Raw genomic sequence first — 15,948 nt, 5'->3', positions numbered from 1 at the left:
GAAGAGACGCTCGCATCGCGCACTCTCTCGTCATTATTGTTAGAGAAAGTATAGCATAGGTTTCGTTGGGAACGTATGTTCTTTTATGCTCCTGTACTCACGATATCCTTCAGGTATTGTTTTTCTTCTCCTGCTCCAAGATCCGCGCTTTGTGCCTCCTGAATTCTTCCAGCTTCCATTTGACTGTTCCCGGCAGCTCGTTAACCAAAAAGCGCTTTTCATCCTCGGGCAAGGCATCGAAGTCATGAAAGGCACGGCTGATACTGACCGCCAAATCAAGCAAGTCGTCTTTTTGAGCTGAAGGGGTGGGGTCACTCGTTATCCCGTGCAAGTAATCTGTAGAGATGGCAAAGAGGTCAGCGATTTTGTGGACGGTTTCCATGGGAGGCTGCTTGGTTCCATTCTCGTAGGAGGTATATGTAGGGCGGGCGACTCCCAGCAAACCGGCGACGTACCCCTGTGTCCATTTGGGATCCTCGTGCTTCTTTTTCTCGCGTTCCTGTTTCAGTCGTTTGGCAAACTCTTTCATATCAAACTCTTTCATAAAAACCCACCGATCGGTTAAGGAATACTTCAATTATAATGTTACTCCCAGAAACAACAAACCATCGTTCCTATTAGTGTTAAAATGGTATTAACATGTTACCCAAGGGAACATATAATAAGACTAGCGAGCAGCGAACATATTCTTGAGGAGGTGATGCCCATGCGCGAATGGCTGAAGGCTCGGCGTGAGCAGAAAGGGATGACGCAGGAGCAAGCCGCCGAACTGTGCGGGATATCCAGAAGCTATTACACCCATATCGAGAACCAGGTAAAGACGCCGACTGTCAAGGTGGCCAAAAAGATCGCCGACGCCCTCGAATTTGACTGGCTTCATTTTTTCAGGGAGGAAGGTTCCTCAAAGGAGCACCCAACATGAGCGGCTGCCGTAGACAAGGGAGAAGCCGACTTTGCTTGTGTACGACAAAATACATAGCGGTAGTTGGGAGTGAAAGAACAGATGTCAAAATTCGTAGACTGGAATCGCAGGGTGTTGGAGGCCTTGGAGCAGACCTTTCCGTATGACGCGCGGCTGATGACCTTTTTTGTGCAGGAAGGAGAGAGGCAAAATCAGCTGTACGCAGAAAGATTGGCCGAATTCCGAAAAAAGGTGGAAGCAGAAAGGCAAGAAAGTGAGCGGATCATTCCTTTGTCAAAGGGCCTGTTTTATTGATTATTTTGGAAATGCCTCTAGCACAAACAATTGGCTGCCTACTAGTAAGTAGGTTCATTACAAGATCCCCCGCAAAAGGATTTTGAATGATGAGAAAATGATCTGTTATAAAACAGAATGTTGTTGTATAATAAACACATTGTTATATAACAGAAACAACTCTCACATACGTGTATCTAGGGGTGGAAAAAGTGGCAACGGAACAAATTATGGTGCTGGATGAAAGAGCAAATCTCAAAAACTATGAGGAAGCGCTGCAAACGATGGATTGGCGGAATGTCGAGCAGCAATTTACTTGGTCGGAAACGGGTAAAGTGAACATCGTGTATGAAGCGATCGACCGTCACGTTGTTGAAGGCAGGGGCGAGCGAGTCGCGCTGCATTACACGGATGGCAGCAGGGAAGAGAGCTACACTTTTAAGGAAATGATGCAGCTGAGCTCAGGTTTTGCAAACGGTTTGCGCTCGCTCGGTGTGCAAAAAGGAGACCGTGTCTTCCTTTTCATGCCGCGAAGTCCCGAGCTCTATATAGCCCTGATCGGTATTTTGCGTCTGGGGGCCATCGCCGGTCCGTTGTTTGAAGCGTTCATGGAAGAAGCGGTAAAAGACCGCCTGGAAGACAGCGGTGCCAAAGTCGTAGTCACGACGTCTGCTCTGGTCTCTCGTATTCGCTCGCGGGAGCTGCCGCAATTGCAGCATGTGATTCTCGCGGATGCGGTGGAAAAAACCGAGGTGAATCAGATCCTCTACCGAGAGCTGATGACGGCAAGCGATGCCTACACCATCGAATGGGTGGACCGCGAAGACGGGATGATTCTGAACTACACATCGGGGTCTACGGGAAAACCAAAAGGCGTTCTCCACGTGCATGACGCGATGATCCATCAAAAGCTGGCAGGTCAGTGGGTATATGACTTGCAAGAAGGGGACATATACTGGTGCACAGCAGACCCGGGGTGGGTAACGGGAACATCCGGCGGCGTCCTTTCTCCGTGGTTGAATGGAGTCACCGTCGTAGTCCGTGGAGGTCGTTTTCATGCGAACGAATGGTACGCGACACTGGAAAAGTACGGTGTTACAGTCTGGTTCAGCGCCCCTACTGCTTTTCGCTTGCTGATGGCCAAGGGCGAGCGGCAGCCTTTACAAACGTACAACCTCTCCAAGCTGCGTCATGTGTTGTCTGCCGGAGAACCGCTGAACCCGGAGGTAATCCGTTGGGGAATGGAGACGCTGCAGGTGCGTATCCACGACAACTGGTGGATGACCGAAACCGGCTCTTCCATTTGTGCCAACTTCCGCTGCAATCCACTGAGGCCAGGCTCGATGGGAAAGCCTCTGCCTGGCATTACGCTGGCGATCGTAGATGATGAAGGGAACGAGCTGCCGCCCAACCGACTGGGCAATCTGGTCATCAAGCCGAAATGGCCCGCGATGGTTCGCACGATTTGGAACCAGCCGCAAAAATATGAGAAATACTTCCTGAATGGCTGGTTCGTGACAGGAGATTCCGCCTACAAGGATGCAGATGGCTACTTCTGGTTTGAGGGGCGCGTGGACGACGTCATTAATACTTCCGGGGAGCGGGTGGGGCCGTTCGAGGTAGAAAGCAAGCTGGTCGAGCATCCAGCCGTTGCGGAAGCAGGGGTCATCGGCGTTCCCGATCCGCTGCGCGGAGAAGTGATCAAAGCGTTTATCTCTTTACGGGCAGGCTATGAGGAAAGCGATGCGTTGAAAGAAGAGATCAAGCAGTTCGTGAAGACGCGCCTCGCCGCCCATGCAGCGCCGCGCCTGATCGAAGTGAGACAGACGCTGCCCAAAACCAACTCCGGCAAAATCATGCGCCGCGTGCTGAAGGCTTGGGAGCTCGGACTACCAACAGGCGATTTGTCTACGATGGAAGAGTAAGAGGATTTTGCAGCTTAAAAGCCGGGAAGGAGAGGCTATCCAGACGCCATGAATATGGCTGCTGAATAGCCTCTTTTTTTACATAAATACATATAAAAATTCAACTTAATTAATAATTCGACACGATTCAACATGTAAAGATAAATAACCTATGATACGATTATTGGTAGAAATGTCCTAGTAAATCTGACTTGGACAGGATCTGTCCATCTCCGAATGCTATTCTACCGAAAAGAGATCATACATCAACACAATTGGGGGATGCAAGATGAATCAAGCCCAGCTTGGTCAGGCTTTGGACCGTTTGGATTGTCAGGAAGCGTTGGCATTTTGGAAACAGTTCGAGCTTTTGCAAAAGCAGGAATCGGCGCCTGTGACGATTGTGAACGCGGGCTTGGTGAAAGCGGGAAAAAGTACCTTTTTCAATGCCTTGATTGATCGGGAGCACGAATTCGCAGTTGGCGCCGTGCGTAAAACCGTACAGAATCAGGCTTTTGCCGCGGAGCACTATACATTGATCGATACACCTGGATTGGGAGCAGATGCTGACGATACGAGAATCGCGCTCGATGCTTATAAGCAGGCAGATCTCCTTCTTTTCTTCCATAACGTAAACGATGGTGAGCTGAGCAAAACAGAAGTGGCGGGACTTCGCGATGCACTCGCTGCGTTTCCTGAGGAATCCACGTTTTGGAGCCGAGTTCTGTTCGTCTGCACGAATGCTTCCTCCAAAGAAAGAGAGGAAGCAGCATACATAGGCCAGATCATCGTTCAGCAGCTTAGGAAGGAATTCGGCGTCTTAGATCCACAGATCTATTTGACAGATGCCCACCTGTATTTCACCGGGAGGCATAAAGGAATAGAGAGTTTTATCCGTGACAGCGGTGTACCAGAAGTCCGTGCACGTATTATGGAGGAGCTCGTTTCGTTGGTGGAGACCAAAAGAAGGCTGATGCAGTCGAGAAAGCAGTTCATCGTCCGCAACATTCAGGATGCGATCGAAGCACAGCGAGGCAGCGAGCTCAGGAGAAAACGAGTGGAGCTGGCCGAGAAAAAGGAATCTGTGGCTCAGAAGGTAAGGACTCTCGAAGCGAGCGCACGCAAAATTTTGGAGAAGAAGGAGCAATTTCTCAAGCAGCAGGAGCAGGCAAAAATGACTTGCTATCAGGACTATGAGGAAAGCTCCCCGTGGTATGAAGCGAATCACGGCAATTTTTTCTATGACCGATTCCAGGAATTGTTACGTCTTTTTACCGAGATCAACATGCTGGTTGCCGAAGCGTGCAAAAACAACGATTCCATGCAGCGTTTTCCTAAAATAAAAGCTCCCTTGTCTGTAGAAGTTGACGAGCTGGATTTGGCAGCGATGAGCTCCCTGCAATCCACGTTTTTAGGCAATTACGGGTCATACAACAGCTTTCGGAACGAATTTCGAAAAAATATTTTTGAAAAGGCCTACCAAAATTATGCGAGTCAGCTGCAGAGCATCTGTGAAAGCGAGTGCGATGCGATCAGCGAAAAGCTCCAGACATTTGAACAGCTAGAGAAGAAAGAAGCAAAGCGTATACATGAATCGAGCGTCAGGCTTGACGAGGAAATCGCGCAGCTCACCCGGTTGAAAGAGGAATTGGAACGACTGCTGGAAGAGAGTGGACAGCTCAATGAAGGTTGATCAGGAATACAGTGTACAAAAAGTGGCTCGAATGCTTAGACTGTTTGAACGCTTGCTGGAAGGGACGCCCCTTCAAAAGGGGGCAGTAGCGCAGGAATTTGGGGTTAGCGCTAAAACGGTGCAACGGGATATCGAAGATCTGCGCGATTATTTTGCAGAGTACAGACAAGGCGCAAGCTTCCTATTAGAGTACGATCGCGCACAAAGAGGCTATATTCTACAGCGGGAAGGCAGTGAATGGCTCGCTGCGGATGAAATTATGGGCATTACAAAAATTCTTTTGGAGAGCAGGGCTTTTCCCAAGGATGAGCTGGATCGCTTGTTGGAGAAGCTTTCCATATTATGTAGACCGGAAGATCGCAAGCACATCAAGGAAGCGGTTAATAATGAGCGCTTTCTTTATCGGCCGGTCAATCATAATCGCCCGTTATTCCAGACCTTATGGGAGCTGACTTTTGCTGTCAGGGAGCGAAGGCTTGTCGAGCTGTTATACAGGAAGATAGGGGTCATGGATGAAATCAACCGGAGAGTGGAGCCGCTGGGGATCATGTTTTCGGAGTATTACTTTTACCTGATCGCGCATCTTCACAACGGAGGAAAGGAATATCCTGCCGTGTACAGGCTCGACCGCATCCGTGATTACGTCGTCACGAAAGAACACTTCCGGATGGAGGATACCAAACGATTTCAAGAGGGTGAATTTCGTCAAAAGGTGCAATTCATGCAGATGGGGAAGCTGATGAAGGTCGAATTCAAGTATTGGGGCGCCTCCATCGAGGCAGTAGCAGACAGGCTGCCGAACGCGAGCATTGTTGAGCAAGACGGTTCTTACGTAGTAAAGGCGGAAGTGTTTGGCCGTGGCATCAAGATGTGGCTGCTCAGCCAGGCTCAGTACGTGGAAGTGGTAAAGCCGGAAGAATTCCGCCAAGAAATGATGCAAACGATCGAACAAATGAGGGAGATTTATGGAAAGAAATGATGAAAAACAGGTGGCTGTGGCAGAGGAGCTGATGCTGAAACAAAGATGGAGTCTGGCACAGCCCTTTCTTTTGGAGCTTAGGAATTCTGAGGTTGACGAACGCCTCGTACAAGCAGCCGAAGCAGTCGTCCGGATGATCAAGGATTACGATTCACGCGTCATTGTCTCGAATTTCGGCATGGTCAAGGCAGGGAAGAGCTCGCTGTGCAACGCGCTTCTAGGGAGGAAGGAGTTTTTTGCTACCGGTGTCGTGAGGACTACTGCCGAAGCGAAAAGAGCAGAAGCGGGGAACTTTTGGCTATGCGATACCCCAGGGATTCACGCAAAGGAAGAAGATACGGAAAAAGCACTTGCTGCCTACGAGCAATCGGATATCGTCCTGTTTGTCCACAATGCCGTGGATGGGGAGCTGATCAAGCAAGAAGTGCGGGCCCTGCAGCAGCTGATCGAAAAGAACAGTGATCCTGAAACGTTCTGGGAGCGATTCGTTTTTGTCCTCACCAATGCAGATCAAAAAGATGAGGAAGAACTCGAAACGATCGCAAGGATCATGAAAGAGCAAATATACAAACGCTGGAGCTACCGTTTGCCTGTCATTTTTTGTGTGGATTCCCATACCTACTTCAGAGGGCTGGAAAAGAACGAGGCCATTCTCGTTGGAAACAGTGGGATCGAGCGGGTAAAAGAGGAGGTATTGCGACAGGTCGAAGCGATAAAGGAGCAGAAACAAGCGCTTTTTGAGAAAAAGCTGGCGCAGAAAAAGCGTGATTTTTACGCTTGCGCTGCCGAATACATAGACATGCTCACGAACCAGCAGGAACCGAAACGAGAAGAGGAAGCGCAATGGCTGAAACGCTCGGAGGCATTGAACAGCTGCAGCGGATTGCTGGAAAAGAAAAAACAGGAACTGAAAAGCGCTTTAGCCAAGCGGGAAAATGCTCCGCTGGAACGCTTTTACCCGGACTATGACTCACTAGGCTTCCACTACAGCTCGTCTTATGAGTTTTCTTCGGAATATTCCGCGGAGCAGGCAGCTCGACAGCAGTATGAAAAACAGTTCTGGAGCAAATTTCACCCGAACTTGGACCGAGCAAAAAGGAGCATGCAGGAGTACTACGGGCAGTACGACCAGTATATAGCGCAGAAAGGGCTGTTTTACTACGATGCGGTGCAGTTCGCTACGCTGGTGTTGACGCAACTGAATGAAGAAGTGGCGGCCTTATTGCAGGGACAAGGAGTTCGCAGACTGCCAAAAGCAGCAACCTTGTTTACGGTAGAGAAGGAAAAGGCAAGCAGCTCGTTTTTTTCGATCGCCGGGGTGATGAATTCGCAAATATCCGATAATCGTGCTGAACCTCCCGAGCTTTGCATCAAAAAAGTAGACAAAAGCTATGAATCCGACTTCTCTCGAGAGCTTTATTTCCATCACGGCTTCGACTGGTATTTGAAAGCCAATGTCAATATTGACGACACGGAAACATACGTCGGGGAGAGCTGGTTTGGCAATCCGAAATACAAGACCTTGTACAAATACGATATCTACGACGCGAGAAGAGAGCTCCAGGATCAGATGGACGAGAATATCAAAAATGCCGAATGGTATATCCGGTCCGCTTACAGCGATGTCTGCGCTGACTTCATCAGACAGCTCGATGCTTGTGTGGAACGAAGGCTTGCACAAATGCGGGAAGAGCTTGTACAGCTGCAAAGCGAAGCGAAACAGCAGCTGGGAGCTTTGCGAGCCAAGGAGGATGAGGGACAAGCAGCAGTCGAACAACTGAGAGATTTAATCGGGCGAATGGAACAGATATGACAGACAATTGGGAGTGGTAGGCAGTGGGGCTAATCGAACAACAAGTATCTGATTTCGTAGGGAAAGTACAAACAGCTGGGAAGCGGCTTGCTGACTTTTCCCGCTCCGTTACAGAGCGTGAGTCGGAGATTCTACAAGGCGTGAAGCAGCTTTCCGGTCTGCTGGACAAGCATGATCATTTGGCGAAGGAAGAGAGAGGCTCGATGAAAAAGCTGCTTGGCGACAGTCTCTCTCATTACCAAAACCTGCTACAGGCCTGGGCCAGACTGGTCGAAGAACGAATAGAAGGCAAGGAATTCATCAACCAATTTGAAAAATCAGTCATTCTGGCCGTGTTCGGCACGGTGAATGCAGGCAAAAGCACGATGGGCAATTTCATTGCAGGTGTCCCATTCGCGGAGAGTCCGGTACAGGCTCCTGCTCTGGTACCTGCCTTTTACGTCTACGATTTCAGCGAGAGCAGCAAGGATCGAGGAGAGCGTCCGTTAGCAGAGAATCGTTTCAAAGAGAACATCGTTCAGGAGACGAGTACGATTCAATATTTTACCCTGGAAAACGGACTGACCTGGGTCGATACTCCGGGCATTCACTCCCTCGATCAGGAATATGAGGACTTGGCGAAAAAGTACGTGAACTACGCAGATTTGATATTGTTTGTCGTCTCCTCCTCTTCCCCAGGTAAAGCGGACGAGATCGCTGAGCTGGAGCGGCTGACGCAAAAGGAAAAGCAGCTGCTAGTCGCGATTACCAAGTCTGATTTGATAGAAAGCGACGTGGTGGATGGGAAAGAAGTCAAGCGAGTAGTGCCGAAAAGCATCCATGATCGGCAGGCACAGGAGCAGTATGTGGACGGCCTGATTCGCAGCAAAGGCATCGATCGCAATTTGAAAGACCGGAAGTTCATCAGCCTCTCTTCCCGCCTGGCCAAGCTCGCTCTCATGGAGCAAGATGAGGAACGCTTTCGGCAGAGTGGCTACCCCGCTTTGTACGAGCAAATCGGCGGCGTCTTAACCGAGCATGCGCTAGAGCTGAAGACGGATCGACCCCGCAGGGAAATGAATGCGCTGATCCATGAAATGATGGATGGGTACGAATGGAACGGCAAGCGAATTGACGGCATCCGCGACATAGGGAAGTCCTTTCAGGGCATATCCGAAGAGATTCAACAAAAAGTGGAGCTCTTGCGCAGGATGCACACCGATCTGTTCCAAGAAGTCAGGATGAACAAAGAAGCGCGGATCGAGTCGGAATTAACGTCACTCGGGTATCGCTTTGACGGCGGGGAAGCGATTGGCAGCGAACAGATTACGAAAGTGATGGAAAAGGAATTGCTCGAGGAGCTGAACAGGTTGATTCCAATCAAGCTCGGAAAAGTTCTTGCTGATTTTGAGCATGTGCAGCTGAGCAGCCTCCCCTTGTTTATCGATGCGTCGTTTGCAGGCACATACCGCGAGTTTGCTTATACCGAATATACAACGAGCGAGACGACAAGAGATCCGCGGGGGATCATCGAGCGCTTCCAATCCTTCTTTTTGGATAAGAAGTTTACGGAGCTAAAAGTGAGGGAAATGAAGAAAATCAAACAAATGAGAATCGGCAACAATCTTTCGGCAGTGATGGAGCAGGTATTCGACCAGGTAGAGCAGCAGCTAGAGCCATTTGTGAAAGCCATCATCGAAGAGCTGATCGCTGAGTATTTTTACGAGCAGAGAAACGCATTGAACGAGGTGCAGCTGGCCTTGAAACAGTTTGCCGATAAACTGCAGACGCTGACGTATCAAAAAGGAGAGGTTAGGGATGAACAACTCATACATTCTCATTGATTATAAGAAAGAGCTGACACGCTATGTGCAGGAAGCCTCTCAGCTTTTTGCCAAGCAGGAAAAAGCCGCCGAATTTGGTAAGACGGCTGGAGACATTCAGGAGAAGCTGGACGTATTTAAGCCATCGCTTATGTTTTACAGTGTCTACAACGCGGGGAAAAGCACGCTCATGAATGCCTTGTTTGGCGAGAAACGGGCCGAAACCGGTGACGTTCCGGTAACGCATAAAGTAACGGAATACGAGTGGAATGGGTACCGTCTGGCAGATACTCCCGGTATTAACGGGCCCGAACAGGACTATCAAATCTCACTTCAAGAGCTGGACAAGCATGATATCATTTGCTTCGTGATTGATAACAGTGAGTCTCACGACAGCAAGCGAGTGGCAGAGGAAGCAGTCAAAATCCTCATCAAGAAAAAGCCGCTGATTACCGTGATTAATCGTAAAATGGAGACTTTCTCCGAGGAAGAGGACAGGCAGCTGGATTTTGCAGTCCGGGAAAAATTCCATGAAAATCTGCGCAGAGAAGCGGAGAAGAACGGGATTCATGGCGTGGAGAAGCTGTATTCCTTTGTTACCGTAAACGCAGCAAAGGCGTTCAAAGGTCGGATCATGAATGAACCTGTCCTGATAGAGAATAGTGCGATCCACGATCTGGAAATTGAGCTGCTGCAAAAATTGAAGGAAATGGACGGATTGCGGATGCTGGCAGCTCCGACAGATCAACTGATCGCCGCAGTGAAAGGTTTGGTCGCTTGGGTATCCGCGCATGCTGTCGATGATGCCGAGCGGGAAGTGATGTCGTATCTGGCCGAGCTTTCTGGCAAAAAGAATTCGTTTACGCAATCGCTGCATAGCAAGGTTCGCAGGCAGCTGCAGCTTGCAGGAGACGAGGCGTACCAGCTGGCTCTCGGCGGACAAGACCCCCGTACAAGACTGGATGCTCTGCGCGGTGATTTGGAGAAGCTTTTGACAGACCAATTTGAAGTGATCAAAACGTCTATCCAGTCGGATCTTACTGTGAACGAAGTGCTGAGACGGCGACTGGAGCAAATTACGCTGGAATCCGTGCCTTCACCCGTGGGAGACAAGCAATCGTTCCAGGAAGGGTCTGTAGGGGGCGCTGAAAAACGACAGGAAGATGAAATCGACATCTCAGGCATAGCAGGAATCGCCAAGGTACTGCCTGTAGTGGTAGCTCCGCCTCCCGTGAAAATCATTCTGCCAATTGTCGTGACGATTATTGAGGAAATCATCAACGCGTATGCGAAAAATAAACGCTTGGAGGCGGAAAATGAACGCCTGCGGCTGCAAGTAGAAGAAGCCAATCGACGGCAGCAGGAAGTACTGCAAAAGCAGATGATTGCTCTGCAGGAGCTGAACACCCAGATTCGCATCGGCTTGTATAAGACAGAGGAGCAAGTCATGCAAATGGTGCACGATGGGATAGAGAGTCTTTTCGGACCGATCGAGCAAAACCTGCATGAGAACATGAAACAGGCGGACAGTGAACGCAAAGAACGGCAAAATGATCTGTCAGCATTGAACCGCTTGCTGGAGAAGCTGGAGTCATACCGGTCTTCGCTTCACTAAGCCATGTGTCCCTCCGTACACTTCCTGATAAATGATTGGAACGAATGACTGTAAACCTGTCAGCAGAAAAGAAACATCTGTTCTCTGACAGGTTTTGTCACGAGAGACATGAGAGGAGCAAACCATGAAAAAATACGAAATCACCCGTCAGCTATTTAAAGCTTTGCTGAATCACACCTATACCGCCTTCACCATTCCCTTTTCCAATGATCTGCGCTGCGAGGTCATCCCGGAATACCCTCAGGAGGATTCAGATAAATCGTATCTGGGGACGATTCCCGTACTGGTAAAGATCATCGAAAAGGACAGCCTCTTGCAGGAAACGCGCTTGACCGTGCAGTTTGTGCAGCGAAAAGAAATTCCCGGACTAGAGGACGGAGAATGGGGATACGCCTTTGCGATTCGAGGGCCCAAGACAGAGCTTGTCTATCGGGCAATGCAGGTGGCTCTCTATCAATATCCTGAAAACGCGACTGTTCATCTCTATAGTGATCTGGATTCCAAAGCGGGGAATAAATCGTTTCTTCCGCAAATGCTGAGCTGGCTCGAACAATACGATGATCTTTGGAAGCCGTGGGGAGGGCAGCTGCTCCCTAGTCAGCAGTTCGCGTTTTTGACCTACGATACTCTTTCCCAAACGATTGTGCAGGACAAGGATGAAGTGCTGCGCAGTGCTTTGCTAATCGCGATTCTGAAGGCTGCCTTGAAAAAGGAGATTCAGCTGCCATTGCCGCTTCAGTATAAGGAAGCCGCGCCGACTCGGGAGCCGCTCGTATGGAAAATTGCCCCCGGCGAAAATGCGTCCCACTGGGAGGAAGCATGGACCAAGGGAGAAATATTTGTCGGCTGGGACGAAATGGGCAGCTTGCAGCAATACGGCTCTCGCGAAGAGCTGATGAACATGTACAAAAAAGTCTACCAGCCGGAACAAGAGCCTGTACGCAATGTGTTCACGCTCTGGTCCTTTTACAATGACATCCAGCCAGGTGATATCGTCATCGCCAACCGAGGCTGGAGACAGCTGGTCGGGATCGGAAAGGTAACGGGAGACTATGAGTATCGAGAGAACGAAGAACGCTTTCCGAATCGTCGAAAGGTAGAATGGATCATTACGGAAAATATCAGCTTTGATACCAATGTTTTCACGACTCCGACGTTGACGCCTGTTCATCATGACAGACTGACAGTGATTCAGAATGAAGTCGTGAAAAATGTGGCAAACGGCGAGGAAAAATGGAAGCAGCTGTTTGGCGATTACGCAGAGTCGATCCAGCAAGAGGATACCTATATTGACGATATCGTCCGGTTTATGAAAAGCAGGCAGTTCACGTTTTCTCCGTCCTTTGTTGCCCGGTTTGTGGCGTCTCTGCAAAGCAAGCCGTTTCTGATTTTGTCTGGTATGTCTGGGACGGGAAAAACGAAAATCGCCCAGCTGTTTGCTGAGTATATGATCTGTGGCAAAAATGGACGGGGTGCTGCCGGTAAGAATCGAGATGCAGATAATCTAGCATTCCTCTCCGTTCGACCGGATTGGCTGGACCACCGAGGGCTGCTAGGCATGTACAACCCGTTGACGGAGCAATATGAAGCGACACCGCTTTTGCGCATCATGCTGCGGGCAAAGGAAAACCCGGAGCAGCCGTACTTTGTCATCTTGGACGAAATGAATTTGGCCAAAGTGGAGTATTACTTCTCTGACTTCCTGAGCTGTCTGGAAAGCAGAAGAATATCCGAGAGTGGAGAAGTCTTGCAAGAGGCCGTACAGCTTCATAACTGCCATGATCTCGAGAAAGCGGTAACGATAGTCGATGGCAATCACAAGCAATATGAAGTCCCACCCAGTATGGAAATTCCGCTCAACCTGTATTTCATCGGGACGGTCAATATTGATGAAACGACCTACATGTTCAGCCCGAAGGTACTGGATCGCGCCAATGTCCTAGAGTGCAATCGGGTGGAGATGATGAAATATTGGATGGAAGAGTCGGAAGAGCACGACTATGTACACACTTCCACGGTAGAAGAGAAGAACGACTGGTTCACGTCAGGCGGCGAGTACCATTTGTCCCTGTATGCAAAGGAATATCGCGAGTCAGAGTGGAGGCCAATCCTGAATGGTGCCTACCAGGAGCTCTCCGAATTGCACAAGCTGCTGGAAGCAGAAGGCTACGCCTTTGGCTACCGGGTGATTGATGAGATCATGACGTATGTGCTGTTCTCCTCCTACTATGAGTACAGCAGCGTTCGCGGGGCACTCGATGCGCAGATCGTCCAAAAGGTTCTGCCGAAGCTGCATGGAAATCGCAAACAGCTGGAGACGTTATTGACCAAGCTTCTGCGGTTTGCGATGGGAGACGACGTGCAAGCAGAGCTTTTGACAGAGGAAGAAAAAGACGTCGTAGAGTACGAGACCTTTTACCGATATCCGTTAAGCGGGAAAAAGATTTACAGCATGTACTCACAGCTGATGAAAACGGGCTACTGCAGCTTTATTTCATAGTCAAGAAGGGAGAAGGGGGAGTCGTGAAGCACGAGATTTACAAAAAAGGAAGTGAAGATCCTCTTCTTGCCTTGGAGGAAAATACCGACTTCCTCGTCCGTTTTGCCGAAGAAATCTCGGATCAACAGAGAGAAGAGCTCCTGACGAACTATGGGATGATCCTGCAGTCTCTTCACCACAATCTGTTCCTGATGAACTTCGGGAATTTTGTCGGCGAGACCATTTTTTGTGGCCAAACGTACAGAGTGGATAGCAAAAAAATCAGCACGGGGCAAATGGATGACATGCTGCGGTTCATCACCAGCAGGATGGCTTCCCTCCCCTATCAGGCGGTCTCGCCAACCAAGCTGCGGGTCAAAAGTGATGCAGCCTGGAAAGCGATCCTGTATCATCTCTGGAACGATCTGCGGCAAGCCTTGCTCGTGGAGTGGGAGGGAGCTACTCTGGAGGAGTGGTGGGAATGCGTTGCACGACAGCCGCATCACTGTCTGGAGCGGGAAACGATTGTGAAGCCCTTGTGGAAAAGTCACCAGATGGATGAGCGCACCATTTCGTCCATTTTGAAAAGTCCAGAGTTATGGCAGCCGCTAAAGCGTAACCACGCCTTGGCATCTACGCGGCTAGCACAACGCTTGAACGGTTCGCTCCCATCTGAGCTGGAACAAATTCAAAAGCGAATCCAATATGATACGCCCGAAAACCGGATGCTGAAGTGGATCCTTTCCGAAGCATTTGAAATCACCCGGGAGATCGAAAAACGTCTGGCAAATCGGAGGTTCTTCAATCATCTGGAAATGAAACGGACAAATCGGCTCATGCAGGAACGATTGGAGAGCATGATGTCTGCTCCGTGGCTCGCAGAGGTCGGAAGCCTGCAGCATATTCCGTCGTCTTCCACTGTTTTGCAGAAGAAAAATGGCTATCGGCAGTGGTACTCCTTTTACCAGCGAATACTACTCGGCTCCCAATATCCTTTGCCTGAGGAAGACATCACCTCGCTGATTGAAGGAAAAGATATCGCCAAGCTCTACGAATACTGGTGCTTTTTCCAGGTAGTAGACGCTGTGGAGCGATTGGCGCAGTCCAAGCCGTACTCCTTTGCCAAAGAACCCAACGATGACGGATTTACCCAGCTGAAAGAAGGCTTGAAGATCTCGTTTCTCGTGAAAGGAACCAAGCGTCTCGATGTATATTTCAACAAGTGCTTCTCCCGCAATAGAGGTTCCTACACGCAGCCCTATCGACCGGATATCAGCCTGAATTGGCGTTCGAAGTGGCATCATTTTGACGCGAAATTCAAGTACATGACTGTTCAGGAGAAAGATCAGGTCCATCGATATGTGAAAAAGGAAGATATCGACAAGATGCACACGTACAAGGATGCGATCCTGGGGACCCAAACAGCATGGGTGCTCTTTCCAGATGCGGGCGATGATTTTGCCTTCTATCATGAGGAAGGACAAAAGGAATCGGGGAATGTGCTCTGTGGCATCGGCGCTGTGGGCGTTATGCCTGGGGAACTGGCGGGATTGGAAAGAGGACTGAGGAAAGTACTGTCCGGGTGTTTGACTGACAGCCAGATAGAGTAAGCGCGCAAGCAAGAGTCCCTTGGGAGACATCCTAAGGGATTTTTCTATCGCCAAGCCAGGTTTGCTGGGATCGACGTCTCACAAGATTTCCCAGCAGAACCACAAAGATGCGAGTGGGCTTTACGTAATTATACCTTGTGTAAAGAGGCCATACTTGCGTATAATACTGAATGAACGTTCAGTATTATACGGTGAATGGTTGGGATAAGCTGTCCGCAGTAGAGTGAGGTGAAGCGAAAGTGAATAAAAAAAAGCAACAAACCGAGCAGACAAAAAAGAAGATCGCGGAAGCCGCGAGAGGATTATTTGTGCAAAAAGGCTATAAGGCAACATCGATTGAAGACATTGTGAAAGCGACAGGATGCAGCGCCGGAAACATTTATTATCATTTCAAAAGCAAGGAAGGGCTATTCCTGCATCTTATTGAAGACTGGAACCGGGAATGGGAAGAGACCTGGCTGGCAAAGGAATCGTCCTACCCGACTACGACTGATAAATTGTATGGCATGGCTGAGCATTTGGCGGTCGATCAATTGAACCATCCGCTGACGAAGGCTATCGATGAGTTCTTCAACAATTCGGAGAAAGCTACCGATGTGGAGGAGCGCATCAACGAAATGGTTCAGGGGTATATCGACTTTAATCACCAGCTGCTGCAAAAAGGAATCGATAAAGGTGAATTCAAGGAGATGAATGGTACAGGGCTTGCCATCATCCTGGATAGTTTGATGTACGGCTTGGGACAGCATACGCGAGGAATGAAGGGTGAGGAAGCACTGGCGACCTACCGCATGGCTATGGACGTATTTTTGCATGGTATTATCAAACCGTCCCGCTAGCCGTTTTTTTACACACGAA

Annotated in this window: 12 protein-coding genes; 11 read left to right on the top strand and 1 reads right to left on the bottom strand. The window is 49.4% G+C overall.

Features of this window, described 5'->3' with window-relative positions; all coding sequences use genetic code 11:
• Positions 1–109: 109 nt before the first annotated feature.
• A complete protein-coding gene (locus EDM55_RS06245) occupies positions 110–544 on the bottom strand; it encodes a helix-turn-helix domain-containing protein (RefSeq protein WP_246071098.1) in 435 nt (144 codons plus the stop codon).
• A 162-nt stretch (positions 545–706) separates the two neighbouring features.
• Between EDM55_RS06245 and EDM55_RS06240 the strand changes: the two genes are divergently transcribed.
• The 11 genes from EDM55_RS06240 (at position 707) to EDM55_RS06190 (ending at position 15,929) form a co-directional block, all read left to right on the top strand.
• Positions 707–922, top strand: coding sequence for a helix-turn-helix transcriptional regulator (locus tag EDM55_RS06240; protein WP_092267606.1), 216 nt, complete (start codon positions 707–709; stop codon positions 920–922).
• 81 nt (positions 923–1,003) lie between these two features.
• Positions 1,004–1,216, top strand: a complete 213-nt coding sequence (locus EDM55_RS06235; protein ID WP_122959874.1) for a hypothetical protein — start codon at positions 1,004–1,006, stop codon at positions 1,214–1,216.
• Positions 1,217–1,425: 209 nt separating this feature from the next.
• Positions 1,426–3,120: an acetate--CoA ligase gene (gene acsA, locus EDM55_RS06230; RefSeq protein WP_122959885.1), complete on the top strand. Its 1,695-nt coding sequence runs from the start codon at positions 1,426–1,428 to the stop codon at positions 3,118–3,120.
• Positions 3,121–3,388: 268 nt separating this feature from the next.
• Complete coding sequence (locus EDM55_RS06225; protein ID WP_122959873.1) at positions 3,389–4,792, top strand: GTPase; 1,404 nt, start codon at positions 3,389–3,391, stop codon at positions 4,790–4,792.
• A complete protein-coding gene (locus EDM55_RS06220; protein WP_122959872.1) occupies positions 4,782–5,771 on the top strand; it encodes a helix-turn-helix transcriptional regulator in 990 nt (329 codons plus the stop codon). Before EDM55_RS06225 ends, EDM55_RS06220 begins: the two co-directional genes overlap by 11 nt.
• Positions 5,758–7,584 carry a GTPase gene (locus EDM55_RS06215; RefSeq protein ID WP_122959871.1) on the top strand — a complete coding sequence of 609 codons (1,827 nt, stop codon included), beginning with the start codon at positions 5,758–5,760 and terminating at the stop codon, positions 7,582–7,584. The genes EDM55_RS06220 and EDM55_RS06215 overlap by 14 nt, the downstream gene beginning before the upstream one ends.
• A gap of 23 nt (positions 7,585–7,607) precedes the next feature.
• Positions 7,608–9,407: a dynamin family protein gene (locus EDM55_RS06210; protein ID WP_122959870.1), complete on the top strand. Its 1,800-nt coding sequence runs from the start codon at positions 7,608–7,610 to the stop codon at positions 9,405–9,407.
• Entirely contained in the window at positions 9,382–11,001 is a 1,620-nt protein-coding gene (locus tag EDM55_RS06205; RefSeq protein WP_122959869.1) for a GTPase domain-containing protein, read from the top strand. The genes EDM55_RS06210 and EDM55_RS06205 overlap by 26 nt, the downstream gene beginning before the upstream one ends.
• Before the next feature lie 124 nt (positions 11,002–11,125).
• On the top strand, positions 11,126–13,501 hold the full coding sequence (locus tag EDM55_RS06200) for an McrB family protein (protein WP_122959868.1): 2,376 nt from the start codon (positions 11,126–11,128) through the stop codon (positions 13,499–13,501).
• A gap of 23 nt (positions 13,502–13,524) precedes the next feature.
• Positions 13,525–15,090, top strand: a complete 1,566-nt coding sequence (locus EDM55_RS06195) for a DUF2357 domain-containing protein (RefSeq protein WP_122959867.1) — start codon at positions 13,525–13,527, stop codon at positions 15,088–15,090.
• A gap of 239 nt (positions 15,091–15,329) precedes the next feature.
• Positions 15,330–15,929, top strand: a complete 600-nt coding sequence (locus tag EDM55_RS06190; RefSeq protein ID WP_122959866.1) for a TetR/AcrR family transcriptional regulator — start codon at positions 15,330–15,332, stop codon at positions 15,927–15,929.
• Positions 15,930–15,948 lie beyond the last annotated feature (19 nt).

The organism is Brevibacillus centrosporus (assembly GCF_003710815.1).
Lineage (GTDB): Bacteria > Bacillota > Bacilli > Brevibacillales > Brevibacillaceae > Brevibacillus > Brevibacillus centrosporus.
This window is presented reverse-complemented; position numbering and strand designations above follow the sequence as displayed.

What these genes read in the sequence shown, in the direction of transcription:
- EDM55_RS06235 (WP_122959874.1), top strand. Translation starts at nt 1,004, where the DNA reads ATGTCAAAATTCGTAGACTGGAATCGCAGGGTGTTGGAGGCCTTGGAG.
- EDM55_RS06240 (WP_092267606.1), top strand. Translation starts at nt 707, where the DNA reads ATGCGCGAATGGCTGAAGGCTCGGCGTGAGCAGAAAGGGATGACGCAG.
- EDM55_RS06220 (WP_122959872.1), top strand. Translation starts at nt 4,782, where the DNA reads ATGAAGGTTGATCAGGAATACAGTGTACAAAAAGTGGCTCGAATGCTT.
- EDM55_RS06205 (WP_122959869.1), top strand. Translation starts at nt 9,382, where the DNA reads ATGAACAACTCATACATTCTCATTGATTATAAGAAAGAGCTGACACGC.
- EDM55_RS06200 (WP_122959868.1), top strand. Translation starts at nt 11,126, where the DNA reads ATGAAAAAATACGAAATCACCCGTCAGCTATTTAAAGCTTTGCTGAAT.
- acsA (WP_122959885.1), top strand. Translation starts at nt 1,426, where the DNA reads ATGGTGCTGGATGAAAGAGCAAATCTCAAAAACTATGAGGAAGCGCTG.
- EDM55_RS06245 (WP_246071098.1), bottom strand. Translation starts at nt 544, where the DNA reads ATGAAAGAGTTTGATATGAAAGAGTTTGCCAAACGACTGAAACAGGAA.
- EDM55_RS06225 (WP_122959873.1), top strand. Translation starts at nt 3,389, where the DNA reads ATGAATCAAGCCCAGCTTGGTCAGGCTTTGGACCGTTTGGATTGTCAG.
- EDM55_RS06215 (WP_122959871.1), top strand. Translation starts at nt 5,758, where the DNA reads ATGGAAAGAAATGATGAAAAACAGGTGGCTGTGGCAGAGGAGCTGATG.